Consider the following 19,268-nt stretch of genomic DNA (forward strand, 5'->3'; position numbering starts at 1 on the left):
AGGTGAGTCAGATGGATTCGAAAAAACAACTTTCTCTTGATGTGACGGGGATGACATGTGCTTCTTGCTCATCAAGAATCGAGAAGGTATTAAATAGAATGGATGGTGTCGAGGCAAACGTCAATTTAACGATGGAAAAAGCAACGATCTTGTACGATTACGATAAAGTGAAGACAGAAGATATCGTAGGGAAAATTGAAAAACTAGGCTATGGGGTTCGGAAAGAAAAAGTGGAACTTGATATTCACGGAATGACTTGTGCAGCTTGCTCCACAAGAATCGAGAAAGGCTTAAACCGTACGAAGGGTGTTGAGCTTGCTTCTGTTAACTTAACAACAGAGTCTGGCGTTGTCGAATACCAGTCGGGAGAAGTGACGTTAGATGACATTCTCCAGAAGGTGAAAAAACTTGGTTATGAAGCGGTGATTAAAGAGAATCGTGAAAATCAAAAAAGCCATAAAAATGATGAAATTAAGAAGAAGAAACGTCGATTATTGATTTCAGCTCTTCTTTCCCTTCCACTTCTGTTAACGATGCTTGCCCATATACCAGGTGAGTCGGCTATTCCTGTTCCTCATCTTCTTATGGAACCATGGTTTCAGTTTCTTTTAGCAACACCTGTTCAATTTGTGATAGGTGCTCCATTTTACACTGGAGCTTATCGTGCCTTAGTGAATAAAAGCGCAAATATGGACGTTCTTGTTGCGCTTGGGACTTCAGCCGCTTATTTTTATAGTGTTATTGAAGGGATCAGAAGTTATTTGACAGATGGAAACAATCCGTCGCTTTATTTCGAAACAAGCGCCATTCTGATCACGCTCATCTTAGTAGGGAAGTTATTTGAAGATCTAGCGAAAGGGAAAACGACGCAGGCCATTACGAAATTACTAAACCTTCAGGCGAAAGAAGCGAGTGTTATTCGGGAAGGCGTTGAAGTGAAGGTACCTGTCGATCAGGTTCAGGTAGCTGATCGAATCGTCGTTCGCCCAGGTGAAAAGATACCAGTAGACGGTATCGTGGAAAAAGGAAATTCATCCGTAGATGAGTCCATGATTACAGGTGAATCCATTCCCATTGAGAAAGAAGTGGGGGCGAGTGTGATTGGCTCTACGATTAATGAAAATGGGACATTAACAATGCGGGCTGAAAAAGTAGGGAAAGACACCGCACTTGCTGGAATCATTAAGATTGTTGAAGAAGCGCAGGGCTCAAAGGCACCGATTCAGCGTTTAGCAGATGTGATTTCAGGCATATTTGTACCTATTGTGGTAGCGATCGCAGCGATTACGTTTCTAGTTTGGTATTTCCTTGTTGATCCCTACAATTTGCCACAGGCACTTGAAGCGGGGATTGCGGTGCTCGTTATCGCATGTCCTTGTGCATTAGGATTAGCTACACCAACTTCTATCATGGTAGGGACTGGGAAGGGTGCTGAGCAAGGGATTCTGTTTAAAGGTGGGGAATTTCTAGAAGCCACTCATAAAATTGATGCGATCTTACTTGATAAAACAGGTACGATCACGAAGGGAAAACCAGAAGTAACTGATTTTGTTGCTTTCAAAAACGATGAAACAACAGTGTTAGAACACTTGGTTGCCGCTGAGAAAGCTTCTGAACATCCTCTAGCCAGGTCCATTGTGCAGCATGGTGCGAACCACAATGTCACTGTTGCTGAAGCAGAGCAGTTTCAAGCCATACCAGGTCACGGTATTGTAGCTACTGTCAAAGGAAAGCAGGTTCTTGTTGGGACTCGAAAACTTATGGAACAAGAGCAAATTCCTTATTCCACTCATGAAGAACAAATGAAAACATATGAACTTGACGGGAAGACTGCCATGTTTATTGCATTCGATGGTCGCATGCAGGGAATTATCGCCGTTGCAGATACAGTGAAGGAAACGTCGAAAAGAGCCATTGAGAAAATGCGGTCGCTCGGAATCGATGTGTATATGATTACAGGTGACAATAAACGGACAGCTGAAGCTATTGGTCAGCAAGTGAACTTAAATGGTGTGTATGCTGAAGTGCTTCCTGAGGAAAAGGCTACTAAGGTGAAGGAATTACAGGCACAGGGAAAACGTGTGGCGATGGTAGGGGATGGTATAAATGATGCCCCAGCTCTTGCAACTGCCGATATAGGCATAGCGATCGGCACTGGCACAGATGTCGCCATTGAGACAGCCGACGTTACACTTGTTGGTGGCGATCTTGAAAATATTGCAAAAGCGATTCATTTAAGTCGTAAAACGATGCGGAATATTCGCCAGAATCTATTCTGGGCGTTATTCTATAATTCAATTGGGATTCCAATTGCTGCAATTGGTTTACTAGCACCTTGGGTTGCGGGGGCTGCTATGGCCTTTAGCTCTGTATCAGTCGTAACCAATTCCCTTCGTTTGAAGCGAGTGAAACTATAATTCATTGAGAGGAGAATCACGATGGAACAAACAACATTAAAAATTGAAGGAATGACATGTGATCATTGTAAAGCAGCAGTAACAACGGCTTTACAGGAACTTGAAGGAGTTTCAGAAGTAAATGTGAACGTAGAAGAAGGAACGGCAAAAGTTTCTTATAATGCTTCTAGCGTTAGCGTTTCGGAAATGAATGAAGCGGTAGAAGAACAAGGATATGACATTGTCTAAATAAAAAGCCGAAGAAGGGAGTGAATCCTTTCTTCGGCTTTTTAAATTCATAACTTTCGTTTCTTGATAATAAAATTCGCTAATAGGACAAGTGGAAGAATAAGATTATCTTTGAATTAATTTGAGGAGGGGAAGACGCCCATGAACACTTCACTGTTCACAAGTTTATTTATGATAGGCTTCGGGGGACTTTTGATAGGAGCTACTGCAGGGAAGGTGGCATTTACCTATTATCAACATCGTTTGGAAGCTCTTTATCTGATTTGTGGTGGTATGCTCATCGGCGTGATTTCCTTTGAACTGATACCAGAAAGCGTTCGTTCGTATTCGTTTTGGGCACTACTAGCAGGTGCGTCGCTTTCTGTTCTTTTATTTATTTGGACAGAGCAAGTGGTTCACAGAAAGTTTCAAGATAAGAGTTACCTTCCAGTGTTTGCTTTCGTTCTTGCTGTCATCTCGCACAACATCCCAGTCGGGATCGCTCTTGGAATGACGTCAGTTAGTAGCGGAATTGGCATGTCATTGCTGCTAGCCTTATTTATCCATCACTTACCAGAGGGAGTGGCGTTGTATATACTCACTAGAATGAACGGACTCCATCGGTTGTTTGTGATTTTAGCAGCAAGCTCTGTAACCATTATATTAACGCTATCAGCCTGGTTCGGGGTGGTTTCTTATCAATCGAATCTACTAAATGGTCTCTTTATGGGCGTAGCAATTGGATCTTTATCGTATGTAGCTATTCACGAAATGATCGGTCATGTTGTCGGAAGAGTTTTAAATCAGGAGTTGTACTTATATACAAGTCTGGGAATACTTTTACTGGCGATTTATCTTGAGGTAACTCATAAGCTTTTTTGACAACATATATAAGATTCAGTAAAATTGTACATAGACTAATATGAACACATGCTCATATATTGAATAAAATAGAAAAATCACATAAGAAAGGAGTTCACATCGATGGAAGAATATCGTTTGAAAGGTTTATCCTGTCCGAATTGTGCAGCGGGAATGGAACAACAGATTCAAAAACTTGAATACGGCGATTCCGCTCAAATTCAATATAATTCCGGTAAATTAAAGCTGGATGAGAGAGTGAATCTTGAACAAGTTGAGAAAATCCTTGCTTCAGATCACGCATCATTGATTAAAAACGAGAATGGACATGCCCATGAACATGGTAATGGTCACAACAAGGTGAAGTGGCTCCTTGCTATCTCATCGGCGATTTTCGCTACTGCTCTTCTTTTCGATGGACTATCAAATATATCAGCTATCCCGTTCTATTTAACGGCCATTATTTTAAGTGGATATCAAACGTTTATTAAAGGTCTACAGAACTTAATGAAACTAACATTTAACATTGAGACGTTAATGACAATTGCTTTAATAGGTGCGGTGTCTATTGGAGAGTGGAAGGAAGGCACGCTTGTTGCAATCCTATTTGGACTGAATGAATATTTAGAAGGACTTGGTATGGAGAAGGCAAGGAAGTCTATGGAGTCCTTACTAAAAATTGCGCCGAAAGAAGCCCTTCTTATTCGAGAGGGAAGAGAAGAAATCGTTTCGATTCAGGATCTAAAAGTGAAAGACATTGTTTTGGTCAAATCAGGCGCGAAAATTCCATCGGATGGAATCGTCGAATCTGGCTATAGTTCAGTGAACGAAGCGGCTATTACTGGAGAAGCTATGCCGGTTGAAAAAAGTGCTAATGAGTCTGTTTATGGCGGAAGTATTAATAATGAAGGAATTCTTCGTGTGAAAATCACGAAAGCTTATGAGGATTCATCCCTTGCAAAAATATTGCATTTAGTTGAAGAAGCTCAGGAAACAAAGACACCTACGGAATTATTTATTAATCGTTTCTCAAAGTATTACACACCGATTATTATGCTTATATCAGCACTCGTGATGCTTGTTCCGCCTTTATTGTTCGGAGGGATTTGGAGTGAGTGGTTTTACCAGGGACTTGCCGTGCTTATTGTAGGATGTCCTTGTGCACTTATTCTTTCATCACCTATTGCCAACATCTCGGGTATTACTCGAAATGCGCGTAACGGTATTCTCGTAAAAGGATCTATTTATCTTGAACAGCTAGGAAAAATTGATACGCTCGCTTTTGATAAAACCGGTACGCTTACAAAAGGGCTACCTTATGTGGAGAAATATGAAGTTTATGACCAGGAGCATTTCTTATCAGTAGCGGCAGCGGTTGAGAAACATTCTTCACATCCGTTAGCAAAAGCAATCATGACAAAAGTAAATAGCTTTCCTTATCGTGAAATCGAAGCAACAAATACAGAAACGATATCAGGGCAGGGGATCATAGCCGACATTAATGGAAAAAGACATTGGGTAGGAAATGAAAAAAGTGTTCAACATGTAATCATCCCTGAGGATGTGAGAACATCGATTGATGCGATGAAACATGATGGGTTAACGCTTGTCCTTGTAGCCGATGAGAAACATATTCTTGGCGTGTTTGGAGTTGCAGATGAAATTAGAGAGGAAAGTGAGTCTGTTATTCGCGCTTTACATCATATAGGTATTAAAAATACGGTGATGTTAACAGGAGATCATGAAAAAACGGCTGAGAAAGTGGCAAACCGTGTTGGCGTACGTTCTTATTTCGGCGGTCTCTTACCTGAAGACAAAGTGGCTAAAGTGAAAGAATTAACAACAGAAGGTAAAGTAGCCATGATTGGTGACGGGATTAATGATGCTCCGGCTCTTGCTTCAGCTGACCTTGGAATCGCTATGGGAAAAGGGACAGATAGCGCAATTGAAACAGCCGATATCGTATTGATGCAGGACCATCTAAGTAAATTGCCTGAAGCGGTCTCCATCGCTAAACGAGTAAATCGAACGATCCGGGTTAATATTGCGTTAGCCCTTGGCTTAAAACTGATTGCTTTACTTCTTACTATTCCTGGTTTATTAACGCTATGGATTGCGATACTGTCTGATATGGGAGCAACAATTCTCGTGACGTTCATTAGTTTAACGATTCTATGGGAACGGAAAACAAAAGAAAAAACACATATTCATAATGAAGCAGAGCCACAGCATTCGTAACCCTCTAGATTTCTAGAGGGTTTTTGTTTATGTTGGCATTCTATATTATTCACCCTAAAAATTAACAGAAAGTATAGCTTTGTTTAATCATGTCAACAAGTGATATGCCGAATTCGCGTTTGGATTTCATTGTAACTGACTTTGTCTCCCTTTATCATAGTAAGTAATTAAGACAAACAATACGTGCCGGGGAATATGGGTTCCAATTAAGCGAAATATAAGATCATGTCAACAAGTCTCCTAAAAAAATGAAAACGCTTTAACGGTGCGGAAGAAAGGGAGGATATATAATGAGTGAACAGAACACAGCAGAGAAATCTGGATTTAAAGTAAAAGTTCAGCGTTTCGGAAGTTACTTAAGCAGTATGATTATGCCAAATATTGGCGCATTTATTGCTTGGGGATTGATTACTGCTTTATTCATACCAGATGGTTATCTACCAAATGCAAGCCTTGCCGAGTTAGTAGAACCAATGCTTTACTACCTATTGCCACTTTTGATTGGTTACACTGGAGGTAAAATTGTATACGGTGGTCGAGGCGGAGTTGTTGGTGCAACGGCAACCATTGGTGTTATTGTTGGAGCAGACATTCCGATGTTCCTTGGAGCTATGGCTATGGGGCCGCTTGGGGGATATTTGATTAAGAAATTCGACGAAGCTATTCATGGCAAGATTAAATCAGGCTTTGAAATGCTCGTTAACAATTTCTCAGCTGGGATTATTGGTGGGGCTTTAACTATTATTGCTTCTCTAGCAATTGGTCCAGTTGTCTTAGGATTAAACAAAGCGCTTGCTGCAGGTGTAGAAGCTATTATTGCTGCAGGTCTATTACCATTAGTAAGTATATTAATTGAACCAGGTAAAGTGCTCTTTTTAAATAATGCGATTAACCACGGGATTTTTAGCCCACTTGGACTTGAACAGGCTGCAAATACTGGTAAATCGATTCTCTTTTTGGTGGAAGCCAACCCAGGACCAGGTTTAGGGATTCTTCTTGCTTACTCAATTGTTGGTAAGGGAACAGCAAAACAATCAGCCCCAGGAGCTGCACTGATTCATTTTGTAGGTGGAATTCACGAAATTTACTTCCCATACATCTTGATGAAACCAGCACTACTTCTTGCTGCTATTCTTGGGGGAATGAGTGGTGTGTTCACATTCACGCTTCTAAATGCAGGATTGTTAGCACCTACTTCACCAGGAAGTATCGTTTCACTTATGATTATGACACCGCGTGGCGAGTATCTAAGTGTTATTGCAGGGGTTGTTGCGGCAACGGTAGTTTCTTTCTTAGTCTCTGCCGTAATCCTTAAACGCTCAAAAGATAGCGGAGAAGATATTTCAGAAGCGACTGAAAAAATGGAAGCAATGAAAGGGAAGAAGAGCAGCGTATCTTCTAACCTAAAAACGAATGCCGAAGAGCCAAAAGAAGAAACAACATCTTCTTATAGCAATATAGCCAAAGTAGTCTTTGCATGTGATGCTGGAATGGGATCAAGTGCAATGGGGGCATCCGTACTACGTAATAAATTCAAAAAAGCTGGTTTAACAGACATTGAAGTAACAAATACTTCGATTAGCAATTTACCTAATGATGCCGATCTCGTTGTGACTCATCAAGATTTAACCGATCGTGCAAAGGATAAGCTTCCAGAAGCGAATCACATCTCGGTTAAAAACTTTATGAACAGTCCAAAATATGATGAACTTGTTGCTGAGTTAACTTCCGCAGGTGAAGCGCCAGTGAAAGAAGAAGTAGAGCAAGTTGAGAAGAAAGATATTAATAAAGTAGTGTTTGCATGTGATGCTGGAATGGGATCAAGTGCAATGGGCGCATCAGTCCTTCGCAATAAGTTCAAGAAAGCTGGACTTCAAGACATTGATGTGACAAATACGGCTATTAGTAACTTACCAGATGATGCCGACTTAATCGTAACGCACCAGGACTTAACAGATCGAGCAAAAGCAAAACGTCCTGATGCTGAGCATATCTCAGTGGCAAACTTTATGAATAGCCCGAAATACGAAGAGCTTGTTGATAGACTTAAAAAATAGGTATAGCCAGAATTCGAGGTGAACCATGTGTTTATTTCAGCAAGGGAACGAACAATTCTTCAGCTTCTATTAGAGAGTAATGACTATTATACGGTTAAAGGAATCGCTCAAGAACTTGAGGTAAGCGAACGAACGGTTCACCGTGATTTAGTAGGCGTAGAGGATATTCTCACTCAGTATGATTTAACCTTAAACAAGAAAGCTGGAGTAGGGGTTCGAATTGATGGTGAAGAATCCAACCGAAATGAGTTGAAAAGCTATCTAGTTGATCTAACCATTACGGAATACACGCAACAAGAAAGGGAGACGCTGATTCTATGTAAGCTATTGGAATCAGCTGATCCTATTAAGTTAATTGGTCTAGCGAATGACTTGAGAGTGACAGTTGCTACTGTCAGTCATGATTTAGACAAAGCGGAAGAATGGCTTGAAAGGATGCAGCTTTCATTAATACGAAGGCGGGGATATGGCGTGCAGGTTGAAGGGACTGAAGCCCTGAAAAGGCACGCCATGAGTTCCTTGCTTGCTTCTGAGTTTAATGATTCAGACTTTTTTACGTTGTTAAAGAAGTCTATTCAAAAGAAATCTCAAGGCAATGTTCTCGAATCTGCTTCCGAACGATTGCTAGGGTTAGTTGATCGAGATAAGCTTTTGAAAGTTGAAACAATCGTTGATGATGTAAATAATGAGTTACCTTATATGATCGCGGATAGCGCATATATTGGTTTAATTGTGCATTTGACTCTGGCTGTGGAGCGTATTCAAAAGGGTGAAAAGATCGAGATTGATGAAGAGTATTTAAGCACACTAAGGAATACGAAAGAGTTTGGTTTTGCTAGAATAATCGCTACAAAACTTGAAGAATCTTTTAATGTCTTAATACCTGAAGCTGAGATCGGTTATATCACCATGCATTTACGCGGAGCCAAACTAAGAAACACTGGAGACTACTATTTAGAAGAAACAAATTATCCGATTCTTGTTAAAACGAAAGAGTTAATCCGCTATGTAGATAAGCGTCTCAATGCGGATTTAGAAACGAATGAATCACTTCTAGAGGGTTTGGTAACACACCTTGGTCCTGCAACGCATCGTGTTAGGCAGAACATGAATATCCATAATCCTTTGCTTACAAAAATAAAAGCAGATTATGCTGACTTATTCCAACTGCTTAAAGAAGCGCTAAAAGATACTTTTCCGGGGGTATCCATTCCTGATGAAGAAGTTGGTTTTCTCGTTCTCCACTTTGGTTCGGCCCTTGAAGGTCGCTTTCAACATAACGAAGTGAATATTCTTGCTGTATGCTCAAGTGGTATCGGTACATCCAAAATGCTGGCGACTCGATTGAAACAGGAGTTACCAGAAATCCAAACCATCAAAAGCGCTTCATTATTTGAACTACGAGATGAAGATCCAGAGAATTATGATCTGATTGTTTCTACGATCCCTCTCCCTGAATATGAAGGAGAGTATATAAAGGTCAATCCTTTTTTAACGGAGGAAGAGGCAACGCGAATTCGTTCGACACTTCAAAAGAAATCGATGTTGAAAAGAAGAAGCACGGGCGAGAAGCCAAAGACGGATAAGGAACCCTTGTTTTTTTCAAGTGATGAAGCAAGTACCTGGTTTCGTAAAGCTGAATTATATACCACAACTGCAGCTTCAATAGTGGAATTATTTCGAGTAAACCAATCTGAACACAAAGAGGTGGAGAGGCTTTTAGTAGAAGAGTGTAGGCGTCTAGAAACACTTGATGCTATTAGCCATTCATCAGAGGTTAAAGAAGCGCTTCTAAAGCGCGAAAACATTAGTGGAGTGGGGATTCCTGAGACTTCACTTGGATTATTCCATACACGGACTCCTGAAGTTAAGAAGCCTGTGTTTACAATTGTTCGATTAATGGAACCTGTTCAGAGAAAGGCAATGGATGGTTCATTCATTGAAATGGACACCGTTCTTTTACAACTGGCACCAGAGGATTCGCCGATTGAAAGCATTGAGATCATGAGCTACATTAGTTCTCTTATCATTGAATCAAATGAAAGTATCGCGCTTTTTTCGGGGAGCAATCAAGAATCAATTGGATTGTATCTCGCAAACAAAATGAAAAGTCATGTAGAAAAACAATTAGGATTTAAAGGAGACGATTAAAATGGCAAAAGAAATTCTATCAACTGAGAACGTATTACTAAACGAAACGGCTGCAACTAAAGAAGAGGCTATCCGTATGGCTGGTCAAATCCTTGTCGACAACGGTTATGTTGATGAAAGTTATCTTGAGCAAATGCAAGAACGTGAAAAGATCACGACGACTTACATGGGCAACTCTGTTGCTATTCCTCACGGTACGGAGGATGCTAAGAAAGCTGTGAAGCATTCTGGACTATCCATCATTCAATTGCGAGAAGGCGTTGATTTCGGAGATGGAAATATTGCGAAGATTATCATTGGTATTGCTGGTAAGGACAATGAGCACTTAGAGATCCTTTCTCAAATTGCGATTGTTTGTTCTGAAGAAGAAAATGTGGAAGAGTTGATTCAAGCGGATTCCAAAGAAACGTTAATCTCAATGTTTAACGAGGTGAATTAATCATGCTTGCCGTTCATTTTGGTGCTGGAAATATTGGAAGAGGCTTTATTGGAAAGCTTCTTTCTCAATCAGGATATGAAGTATGCTTCGTAGATATCAATGAGACTGTGATCAACGAGCTTAATGAACGAAATAGTTATACAGTAGAAATATTAGGTCAGAATAAGGAGCAGATTGCTGTTGAAGGCGTAAGAGGTATTAACAGCCAACAAGATCCTGAAGCGGTGATTGATGCGATCTATCAAGCTGACCTTATTACGACAGCTGTTGGTCCGACCGTATTAAAATTGATTTCTTCTGCTATCAAAGAAGGCATCTCAAAACGTATCGCAGATGGAAAAGCTCCCGTTAACGTCATAGCATGTGAGAATATGATCGGTGGCAGTACAATGCTTCGAAATGCTGTTGAAGAAAAGATGGATGAAGCGGATCGTAAAGTGCTTGATCAATATGCTGGTTTCCCAGATGCTGCAGTGGATCGTATTGTTCCAAACCAGACGCATGAAGATCCATTAATGGTTGCGGTTGAGCCCTTCTATGAATGGGTAGTCGATCAAACAATGATGGCTGGAGAAGTTCCGGAAATAGCTGGCCTTACGTACGTTCAAGATCTTGCTCCTTACATTGAGCGGAAGTTGTTCACCGTTAATACAGGACACGCAGTGACAGCTTACCTTGGTTATCAAGCAGGGTATGAGACAATCAAGGAAGCACTAGACACCGAAGATATCTATCATGATGTGAAGAATGCTCTTGAAGAGTCTGGTGAATTGCTTCAGCATAAGCACGGTTTTGAAAAAGAGGCGCATGAGGCTTATATTACAAAAATTCTTGGTCGTTTTCTAAATCCACATCTAGTGGATGAAGTTACTCGCGTTGGACGAGCTCCAATTCGTAAAATTGGACCTGACGATCGACTTGTTGGCCCGGCACGTCAGCTTGCGGAATTAAACAAAGAACCAAACTACCTCGCGAAAGGAATTGCAGCAGCATTGCGATTTGATCCAAAAGAAGATGAAGATGCTGTAACGATTCAGAGTAAAATCAAAAATGAAGGACTTTCTAGTGCGATTACTGCTTTTACAGGAGTAACCGAAGGAGAAACTCTATTTGATCTAATTAGCAAGCATTATAAAGAAATGGCGTAATCTCTACGCAGAAGGGGAGCTCATTAAATGGAGCTTCCCTTTATTTGTTTGAAATCTGTTCGTTTCGGAATTATTTAATAGGGATAAATAATATCTTAATTCGTATAATTTTGTTACGATTTCACATTAGGACTTGTGCCAACTTCAATACAATTCTACTATTAGGGTATGGCATTAGTCATATCCATTTTCAATGGGAAGGGGAACACGAATGTTCAATATATTACTTCAGTCTCACTCAGGTTCATGGGCGATTCTTGTTTTGCTATTAGTGATTAGTTATTTTGCTCCTAAGCAGAAGATCTCGCTTATGGTTCAGCGATTATTTTACTTGATTATGCTCGGTACTGGAATTGGGATGCTCTTTATCCTTGGTTTTCCGCTGATCTATGTGCTTAAAGGAATCCTGGCGATTGTATTAATCGGGGTTATGGAAATGATCGTTGGGAGAAGAAAGCGTGCCGAATCAACAAAGATGCTTTGGATCGCGTGTATTGTTCTTATTTTAGTGATTATTTCAATCGGGTACAATTGGATTTAATGTGAAAAAGCGACAGCCAATTATATTGGCTGTCGCTTTTTTTAGTTATTGGCCAAGCCCCTCAATCGCTTCACCACTCAAAATGAACACAAACGACGTGTTCATTTTGAATGGTTCCAGCGCTTGTCGGGCCTAACCGGTCCCTTCCGCTTTTGTTATCATCCAGCTGCAGGGCCCAGCCTCTCGATCGCTTCACCATTTCAAATGAACACAAAGGGTGTGTTCATTTGAAATGCCTCCAGCGCTTGTCGAGGCTAACCGGTCCCTTCTGCTTTTGTTATTCCCAAGGTTTTTCTGTGGTTAGGAGGCCGGCTAGTTCTTTACTGGCCTGGCGGTGTTCTTTGCGTTTTTCTGCTCGGGCGGGAGCTGTTTCGTGTAGATTTTTTTCTTCTTCTGATTCAGGGATGACTTTTGGAACAGGTAGTGGTTTTTTCTTTTCATCCAATGCCACAAATGTAAGGAATGCTGTTGCTCCGATATGTCTTTCGCCTGATAGGAGATGCTCTGCTATCACTTTCACAAATACTTCCATAGATGACTTTCCGGTGAATGTCACGTATGCTTCGAGACAAACGGAATCGTCTGGTGTAATTGGGTGTAAGAAGTCAACAGAGTCAGTTGAGGCTGTTACAACTTCACTACGACAGTGGCGCATTGCTGCGATTGATGCAATATCATCAATGTCTCTCATCAGCTGGCCACCAAATAAAGTGTTATGATTGTTTGTTGCTTCTGGGAATACGTGACTTGTTTTGACAACACGTGATTCGCGAATGTATTTAGATTCCATATTCGTCTCTCCTTATTATGCTTTTCTTGTAGTCTATCTTTACTATGCCCTTGATCAAGAGTTGAAAAACCTATGTCTTACATGTACATGTAGAAGAGTTATCTAAAGTAGAGGTTATATAAATAGTCCCACTCATCTTCGTTCACGTCAAAGACCGTTTTTTGTGCATTTTTTGTAAAACTAAGTGAATCTTTTGTTAGTGTCGTTCGTCCTTCATTAGTCGCAATAGTGACTACTACACCGTTAGTAAAAGGTGAGTTCGGGTCTGATTGAACGAAAGAACTTAATGGCTCATAATCAGCCAACGTTCGGGCTTCAGTTGAGAAGCGGACTTGAGTCTGCCATTCTTCATATTCTGCTTTTTGCAGATCAAACTCATCTTCAGAGTGATGAACAATCCTGTAATGGTGATAACCATCGTAAACAACCTCTCCAGTTAGGGGAATAGGAGTTTGACTTGAATTTCCAAACCCTACATCTGTTAAGTATGTCGTTCCTTCAAGTTCAACAAGATTTGTTAGGTGTGTGTTTTTTTTACCCCAATTTTTTTCATTAATTGCTACTGTACCTGTAATCAAAATAGGGGAAAAGCCAATTTCGTTAAGAAGCCAATTGTATAGGGGGTTAAGTTCAAAACATAGCCCCCCTCGTTTTTGTGTGATTACCTTTTGATACATAGTCTCAAGGTTTAAATCGATCCATATGTTTTTTGAGGTATCGAGGTTTTCAAAAGGAATGTGATGTATATGATTTTTTTGAAGTAATTGAAGAGAGAGAAGGTCGGTTTGCTCACTTTCTGTACAGATGCGTAGTAAATACTCCTCTACGTTCATACTGAAACTCCTTTCTATCCTCTCTCTATTTTCATGCAGTCGTATGGATAACGCAACTGATCTACCTCGGCATTCATGAAGATGGCTTATATGGGAATATTAAAGAGAAAAGGGGTGTGAGGATGTGAACAGGTGGATTTGTATTATGATGTTGATCATACTTTTTCCAAGTCACGTGTATGCGGAGAATAATCGCGAGTTGGCCATTGTTATTGATGATTTTGGAAATGACATGGGTGGGACAGATGAAATGCTTCGATTACCTGTTACGCTAACGGTAGCCATTATGCCGTTTCTTGAAACGACTGAAAGAGATGCGGAGGAAGCGCATCGTTATGGACATGAAGTGATCGTTCATATTCCGATGGAACCGGTTAGAGGAAAGAGAAGCTGGCTAGGTCCAGGGGCAATTACAACTGATCTTCCTAATAAAGAAATTCGAAAGCGAGTAAACGAAGCGATTGAGGCTGTTCCTCATGCGGTAGGAATGAATCACCATATGGGTTCAAAAGCGACAGCTGATGAACGAGTGATGAGGATAGTTCTTGAAGTGTGTCGAGAAAAGGGACTCTATTATTTAGATAGCAAGACAACAGGGAAAAGTGTCATTCCTGAACTAGCAGAAGAAATAGGGGTACCTTATCTTGAGAATGAGCTTTTTTTTGATGATGTCTATACAATTCAACATATGAGCAGACAAGCTCAAGAGTTGGCGGAAAAACTGAAAGATGATGAGGCTCATATCGCAATTGGACATGTAGGAATCGCGGGGGAAAAGATGGTAGCTGTTTTAAATGAATTTATTCCAATGTACAAAAATGAAGCAACAATTGTACCTCTTTCGCAGATGATTCCAGGTTTTGAAATGATTGATGAAAGCATGCCTTAAATAGATCTTCCTCCTTCCTCGAATAAGTGTTAACATTGTTTTTATTAAGGTTAACATTTTAGGGGGGAGAAAATGGAGAAATCAAATTTTCGAGTGATAATTTTATGTGGATTCTTTATTGGGGTCACATCTATTCTTGCACAAATGGAAATTCCTTTACCACTTGTTCCAATTAGTGGACAGACTTTAGCTGTCGGTTTAACGGCCACAATTCTTGGTAGTAAATACGGCGCCATTACGATGACAGGCTATACAATATTAGGGGGTATTGGTCTTCCGGTGTTTGCACAGGCAAAAGGTGGATTAGGAGTCTTATTAGGACCAACTGGTGGATATATTTTTGCATTCATTATTGCGGCATATGTTACTGGCCTTATCCTAGAGAAAACATCGTATACTATGGTGCATGCGATGTTGGCGAACACAGTGTCTATGATTATCATCCTATTAATCGGTACGATTCAATTAAAATTTGTTGTAGATCTAAACTGGCATGAAGCGATGGTCGCGGGGGTTTATCCTTTCTTATTCGTTGGTTTAATCAAAGCATTTCTTGCAAGTTGGATAGGTATTACTGTTCGCAAACGTCTGATTCAAGCAAGGCTCTTACAAAGCCCCGTGGGAACGATTCAAGCGTAAAGTGATCCATTGGCCCTGCCTGACACGTTAGCTAAGAAACAATACAACAAGTGAGGTGTCCATTATGAAGAACAGAATGGAGTGGGGCTTTCTGGGTGGTCGAGTAATACTCGGTTTCATTATGCTAGCTCATGGAATACAAAAATTAGGTGGAATAGGAAATACCATTGCGATGTTTGAAAAAATTGGTCAACCTGCCTGGTTAGCTTATGCTACAGCCATTATTGAAGCCGTTGGAGGAGCGTTTCTTATTGCGGGGATTTTCGTTATCCCATCTGCGATCCTCCTTGGATTAACGATGATTGGTGCTATTGTTCTTGCAAAGCTTCCTATGGGGCTAATAGGAGGCTACGAATTTCCACTTTCCCTTTTTGGATTATCACTTATACTAGCATTTACAGGTAGTAGGAAGCTGGCATTATCTGAAATTATTTCAAGTAAAAAAATAAAAAGATGAAACAGAACGGTATTTGAAGAGAAGGTTTTTCAGTAAATATTGTACAGCAATATAGCTCTAAATAGAGCTAAATACACGTTTGTTTAAAAATGAATAATAAGAAGAAGCGCCTTTCTATAGATAGGCGCTTCTGTTTGTGTCATATCCAGATCAAATTTAGAATATATCTCGGTTAGCGAGGCTCTTATGGAATATCATGTCCCATAGAACTTGTTAGAATTTCAAACCATTGATCGCGTGATAAGGAGTAAGAAAGAGCTTCAACAGCACTATCAATTCGCTCACGCTTTCCAGATCCAACGATTGGCATAATGTTTGCCGGATGGTTAAGTAGCCATGCATAAAGCACTTGATTGATCCCTTCAGCACCGATCTCAGAGGCAATCTTTTCTATCGTCTTGCGGAGACGAACTGCTTTATCTTCTTGCGATGTGAACACATCTCCTCCTGCAAGAGGAGACCATGCCATTGGTTTCATTCGCTTTTCCTGACAAAGATTTAGCGTGCCATCTTCGAAGTTCTCAAGATGATAGGCTGAAAGTTCCAGCTGATTTGTAATTAATGGTTGATCCACATAAGATTGTAGCATGTTAAGTTGATGACGTTTGAAATTAGAGACTCCAAAATGACGAACCTTTCCAGCTTGTTTTAATTCATAAAAAGCTTCGGCCACTTGTTCTGGATCCATAAAGGGGTCAGGTCGATGAATTAACAGGACATCGATATGCTCAATCCCAAGTGCTGTAAGGGACTGTTCAGCAGAAGCGATGATGTGATCTTTACTTGTATTATAATGATGAGATTGGTGGGAGGGACGATTAGGAGACTCGATTACAATCCCGCATTTTGTGACAATCTCCATTTGATCACGTAGAGATGGTTTGAGTGATAATGCTTTCCCGAAAAGTTCTTCACACTCATAACTTCCATAAAGGTCAGCGTGATCGAACGTTGTAATGCCATGATCGAGATTATGCTCTATTAAAGAAAGTGTTTCTTCACTCGTTTGATTCCAGTCTGCAAGTCGCCAGAGACCATGGACGAGACGAGAGAATGATAAATCTTCTGTTAAATGAATACGCTGCATCATTAATCCTCCAAAATGGTTTTATATGTACTTTTCTTATCATAATGTAATGAAATCGTTTGCGCAACTTGTTGAACCTTTATTAGTGTGCAAATGTGCTCATCCTTAATGATAATGCTTCTCATTATCATTAAGGCGTGCTATAATGAAAAAAATAGTCAATGAAGAGGTGGGTAATATGGTTGAAACGTTACAAATCTCCATGTTTTTCTTAATACTAGTCTTTTCCTTTACAGCATTTGCACTTGTTCTTAGGGCAGAGGCTTTAAGAAGTGGTTATGTACGTAAAAAGAAAACGAGTGCTTTTGAATCAACACCACCAATTTCATTTAAGAAAAGTTATTGACTTTCTAATTGATAAAGATTATCATTATCAGTATAGAAGAAAAGAGACATGGTGTTCCCCGACACAAATTGTCATATATAGCTCAAACAAAGCCAAAGAAGTTCCCCCTTCTCCAATTGTTTGAATATCGTAGCTGCCAACGCCGGCAGCTATTTTTATTTGTCTCATTTAATAAATATACATAAATCCTTTTATACCAGTGATTTAGAAAGGGTTTTTATCCATATATTTTCATTTACAAAATTTAATAACGTGCTAAACTAATTTTTGGAAGTACACTTATAATGGGGGTTATACCAATGAAAAAGGTCTTTTTTGTCTTGAGTTTATCAATGCTTCTCGTCGTAGCAGCATGCGGTTCAAATACAAATAGTGCTAATGAAACTAGCGGAGAGGCAGAGCAGATGGACACGAAGAGTGTTCTACTTGATTTTCAATCTGAAATCGTTAGCGTTTTGAAAGAAAATAATGAAGACATTGCAGCATATGAGTCAGCTAAGTTTGCTTTAAGTGACAGTGAAACACCCGAAGAGGAAAAGCCTTCAACCGAAGAACTTAAAGAACTGAAAGGCAATGCTGTAGAAGCAAGCAAAGCCACTGTTGAAGGTATTGAAAACCTAAAAGTTCCATCTGAATTGAACGACTCGAAAGAAGAAATTGAAAGCGCGCTTGATGAACTAACGGAAGCCTATGAAATTCGCGCTGAGCAAGCTACTATTGATGATTCTTCAGTACAGGAGAAGGCATTAGAGCATTTTACGATGTTTGAAGATCAAATGGGTAAAGTCTTTGAAGATGCTGATTTAATTAAGCCAAGCTTTGCGAAAGAACTAGAATAGAGAGATTTAACCCTGCATATTAAATGCAGGGTTTTTTACATAGTATTTTTTTGTATGACGTATACGATTTCACGTATGATAAGCTAGGGTAGGTAACGATCTTAATAATCAAGAGACCTGTGTTCTAATTGAATGAAAAAGTGAACAGGTTAATTTCAAAAAGGAAGTGTCACTATGAACGAACGTTTATCGAAATTTACTAATTACCTTATTGAGCAGAATCAAGATTTTGCGTACATCCATTCTCCTTCTAACGTCTATTATTTGACTAACTTTCATTGTGAGCCTCATGAAAGGTTGCTTGGACTTTTTGTGGTGCCGAATCAGGAACCTTTTCTCGTCTGTCCTGGAATGGAAGTTTCACAGGCTAGAGATGCAGGGTGGAAATATGACATTATCGGCTATAGTGATTCAGAACAACCATTTGACTTTATTTATGAAGCACTGAAACAACGTGGCGTCCATAAGCCAACTAGTGCTTCGATTGAAAAAGGTATGCTTGTTTATGAGCGTGCTGAAGAACTGCAAACACGTTATCCTGAGCTGAGCTATCACTCTGCAGAACTTGGACTGAATCAATTGCGCCTAATTAAGGATGAGAAAGAAATTGAAGTATTACGTGAAGCAGCAGCGTTTGCTGATTTTGGTGTAGAAACTGGTGTTAAGGCTTTACGCGAAGGTGTTACTGAGATGGAAGTCCTTGCTACAATTGAATTTGAATTGAAGAAAAAAGGAATTCGTGAGATGTCATTTTCAACAATGGTCTTGTTTGGTGAGAAATCTGGACAACCACACGGTAATCCTGGAGAGCGGCAATTAAGAAAAGGAGATCTCGTCTTATTTGATCTCGGAGTTGTACTAAACGGATATTGCTCTGATATTACTAGAACAGTGGCTTTTGGTGAGGTTAACGATAAGCAAAAAGAAATTTATGAGACGGTACTAAGTGCACAAACGGAATCACTTAATATCTCAAAACCTGGGACACGACTAGGTGATATTGACCTTGCAGCAAGAAACATCATTTCTAAAGCAGGATATGGCGAACACTTTCCACATCGTATTGGACATGGTATTGGAATTGAAGTACATGAGTATCCTTCCATGAGCGAGAAGAATGACGACTTGCTTCAAGTAGGTATGACGTATACGATTGAGCCGGGTATCTATCTATCAGATGTTGGCGGCGTGCGTATAGAAGATGATGTTCTTGTAACAGAGACTGGTTATGAGACGTTAACAAAGTATCCGAAGGATCTACAAATTATTAAGTGAGATAAAGTCGGCTCTTCAAAGAGCCGGCTTAAAAAAGAGTTAAATGGATTGTCA

18 protein-coding genes are annotated in these 19,268 nt (G+C 40.0%); 15 read left to right on the forward strand and 3 right to left on the reverse strand.

What is annotated here, in order from left to right; genetic code table 11:
- The first annotated feature begins 11 nt into the window (after nucleotides 1-11).
- The 9 genes from ABVF21_RS20010 to ABVF21_RS20050 all read left to right on the forward strand — a co-directional run bounded on the left by ABVF21_RS20010 (nucleotide 12) and on the right by ABVF21_RS20050 (nucleotide 12,059).
- Nucleotides 12-2,417 carry a heavy metal translocating P-type ATPase gene (locus ABVF21_RS20010; protein ID WP_371018843.1) on the forward strand — a complete coding sequence of 802 codons (2,406 nt, stop codon included), beginning with the start codon at nucleotides 12-14 and terminating at the stop codon, nucleotides 2,415-2,417.
- A 21-nt stretch (nucleotides 2,418-2,438) separates the two neighbouring features.
- On the forward strand, nucleotides 2,439-2,645 hold the full coding sequence (gene copZ / locus ABVF21_RS20015; RefSeq protein ID WP_194222535.1) for a copper chaperone CopZ: 207 nt from the start codon (nucleotides 2,439-2,441) through the stop codon (nucleotides 2,643-2,645).
- Between the two features lie 141 nt (nucleotides 2,646-2,786).
- Nucleotides 2,787-3,506, forward strand: a complete 720-nt coding sequence (locus ABVF21_RS20020) for a ZIP family metal transporter (RefSeq protein ID WP_303535696.1) — start codon at nucleotides 2,787-2,789, stop codon at nucleotides 3,504-3,506.
- A gap of 102 nt (nucleotides 3,507-3,608) precedes the next feature.
- Entirely contained in the window at nucleotides 3,609-5,723 is a 2,115-nt protein-coding gene (locus ABVF21_RS20025; protein WP_303535699.1) for a heavy metal translocating P-type ATPase, read from the forward strand.
- 290 nt (nucleotides 5,724-6,013) lie between these two features.
- Complete coding sequence (locus tag ABVF21_RS20030; RefSeq protein WP_371018844.1) at nucleotides 6,014-7,780, forward strand: PTS mannitol-specific transporter subunit IIBC; 1,767 nt, start codon at nucleotides 6,014-6,016, stop codon at nucleotides 7,778-7,780.
- A gap of 27 nt (nucleotides 7,781-7,807) precedes the next feature.
- Nucleotides 7,808-9,931, forward strand: coding sequence for a BglG family transcription antiterminator (locus tag ABVF21_RS20035; protein WP_371018845.1), 2,124 nt, complete (start codon nucleotides 7,808-7,810; stop codon nucleotides 9,929-9,931).
- A 1-nt stretch (nucleotide 9,932) separates the two neighbouring features.
- Entirely contained in the window at nucleotides 9,933-10,370 is a 438-nt protein-coding gene (locus ABVF21_RS20040; protein ID WP_160921705.1) for a PTS sugar transporter subunit IIA, read from the forward strand.
- A gap of 2 nt (nucleotides 10,371-10,372) precedes the next feature.
- On the forward strand, nucleotides 10,373-11,518 hold the full coding sequence (locus tag ABVF21_RS20045) for a mannitol-1-phosphate 5-dehydrogenase (RefSeq protein ID WP_371018846.1): 1,146 nt from the start codon (nucleotides 10,373-10,375) through the stop codon (nucleotides 11,516-11,518).
- Nucleotides 11,519-11,729: 211 nt separating this feature from the next.
- Nucleotides 11,730-12,059 carry a DUF1516 family protein gene (locus ABVF21_RS20050; RefSeq protein ID WP_303535712.1) on the forward strand — a complete coding sequence of 110 codons (330 nt, stop codon included), beginning with the start codon at nucleotides 11,730-11,732 and terminating at the stop codon, nucleotides 12,057-12,059.
- Between the two features lie 277 nt (nucleotides 12,060-12,336).
- Here ABVF21_RS20050 and ABVF21_RS20055 read toward each other — a convergent pair whose 3' ends face one another.
- Nucleotides 12,337-12,849 carry an acyl-CoA thioesterase gene (locus ABVF21_RS20055; protein WP_226616780.1) on the reverse strand — a complete coding sequence of 171 codons (513 nt, stop codon included), beginning with the start codon at nucleotides 12,847-12,849 and terminating at the stop codon, nucleotides 12,337-12,339.
- Between the two features lie 98 nt (nucleotides 12,850-12,947).
- Nucleotides 12,948-13,682 (reverse strand): arylamine N-acetyltransferase family protein, encoded by a 735-nt coding sequence (locus ABVF21_RS20060; RefSeq protein ID WP_303535714.1) that lies wholly within the window; start codon nucleotides 13,680-13,682, stop codon nucleotides 12,948-12,950.
- 145 nt (nucleotides 13,683-13,827) lie between these two features.
- Between ABVF21_RS20060 and ABVF21_RS20065 the strand changes: the two genes are divergently transcribed.
- The 3 genes from ABVF21_RS20065 to ABVF21_RS20075 all read left to right on the forward strand — a co-directional run bounded on the left by ABVF21_RS20065 (nucleotide 13,828) and on the right by ABVF21_RS20075 (nucleotide 15,667).
- Complete coding sequence (locus tag ABVF21_RS20065; RefSeq protein ID WP_303535808.1) at nucleotides 13,828-14,571, forward strand: divergent polysaccharide deacetylase family protein; 744 nt, start codon at nucleotides 13,828-13,830, stop codon at nucleotides 14,569-14,571.
- Nucleotides 14,572-14,643: 72 nt separating this feature from the next.
- A complete protein-coding gene (locus ABVF21_RS20070) occupies nucleotides 14,644-15,210 on the forward strand; it encodes a biotin transporter BioY (RefSeq protein WP_303535716.1) in 567 nt (188 codons plus the stop codon).
- A gap of 64 nt (nucleotides 15,211-15,274) precedes the next feature.
- Nucleotides 15,275-15,667 carry a DoxX family protein gene (locus tag ABVF21_RS20075; RefSeq protein ID WP_303535719.1) on the forward strand — a complete coding sequence of 131 codons (393 nt, stop codon included), beginning with the start codon at nucleotides 15,275-15,277 and terminating at the stop codon, nucleotides 15,665-15,667.
- Nucleotides 15,668-15,851: 184 nt separating this feature from the next.
- On the opposite strand, the gene ABVF21_RS20080 is transcribed toward ABVF21_RS20075, so the two are convergent.
- On the reverse strand, nucleotides 15,852-16,754 hold the full coding sequence (locus ABVF21_RS20080; protein ID WP_371018847.1) for an aldo/keto reductase: 903 nt from the start codon (nucleotides 16,752-16,754) through the stop codon (nucleotides 15,852-15,854).
- Nucleotides 16,755-16,899: 145 nt separating this feature from the next.
- On the opposite strand from ABVF21_RS20080, the gene ABVF21_RS20085 reads away from it, so the two are divergent.
- The 3 genes from ABVF21_RS20085 to ABVF21_RS20095 all read left to right on the forward strand — a co-directional run bounded on the left by ABVF21_RS20085 (nucleotide 16,900) and on the right by ABVF21_RS20095 (nucleotide 19,214).
- A complete protein-coding gene (locus ABVF21_RS20085) occupies nucleotides 16,900-17,100 on the forward strand; it encodes a hypothetical protein (protein WP_303535723.1) in 201 nt (66 codons plus the stop codon).
- Nucleotides 17,101-17,399: 299 nt separating this feature from the next.
- The gene (locus ABVF21_RS20090; RefSeq protein ID WP_303535724.1) at nucleotides 17,400-17,939 is read left to right on the forward strand and encodes a hypothetical protein; all 540 of its coding nucleotides are present in this window, start codon (nucleotides 17,400-17,402) and stop codon (nucleotides 17,937-17,939) included.
- A 174-nt stretch (nucleotides 17,940-18,113) separates the two neighbouring features.
- Complete coding sequence (locus ABVF21_RS20095) at nucleotides 18,114-19,214, forward strand: M24 family metallopeptidase (protein ID WP_303535726.1); 1,101 nt, start codon at nucleotides 18,114-18,116, stop codon at nucleotides 19,212-19,214.
- Nucleotides 19,215-19,268: the final 54 nt, after the last annotated feature.

The organism is Pseudalkalibacillus sp. JSM 102089 (assembly GCF_041366475.1).
Taxonomy (GTDB): Bacteria; Bacillota; Bacilli; order Bacillales; family Guptibacillaceae; genus Guptibacillus; species Guptibacillus hwajinpoensis_B.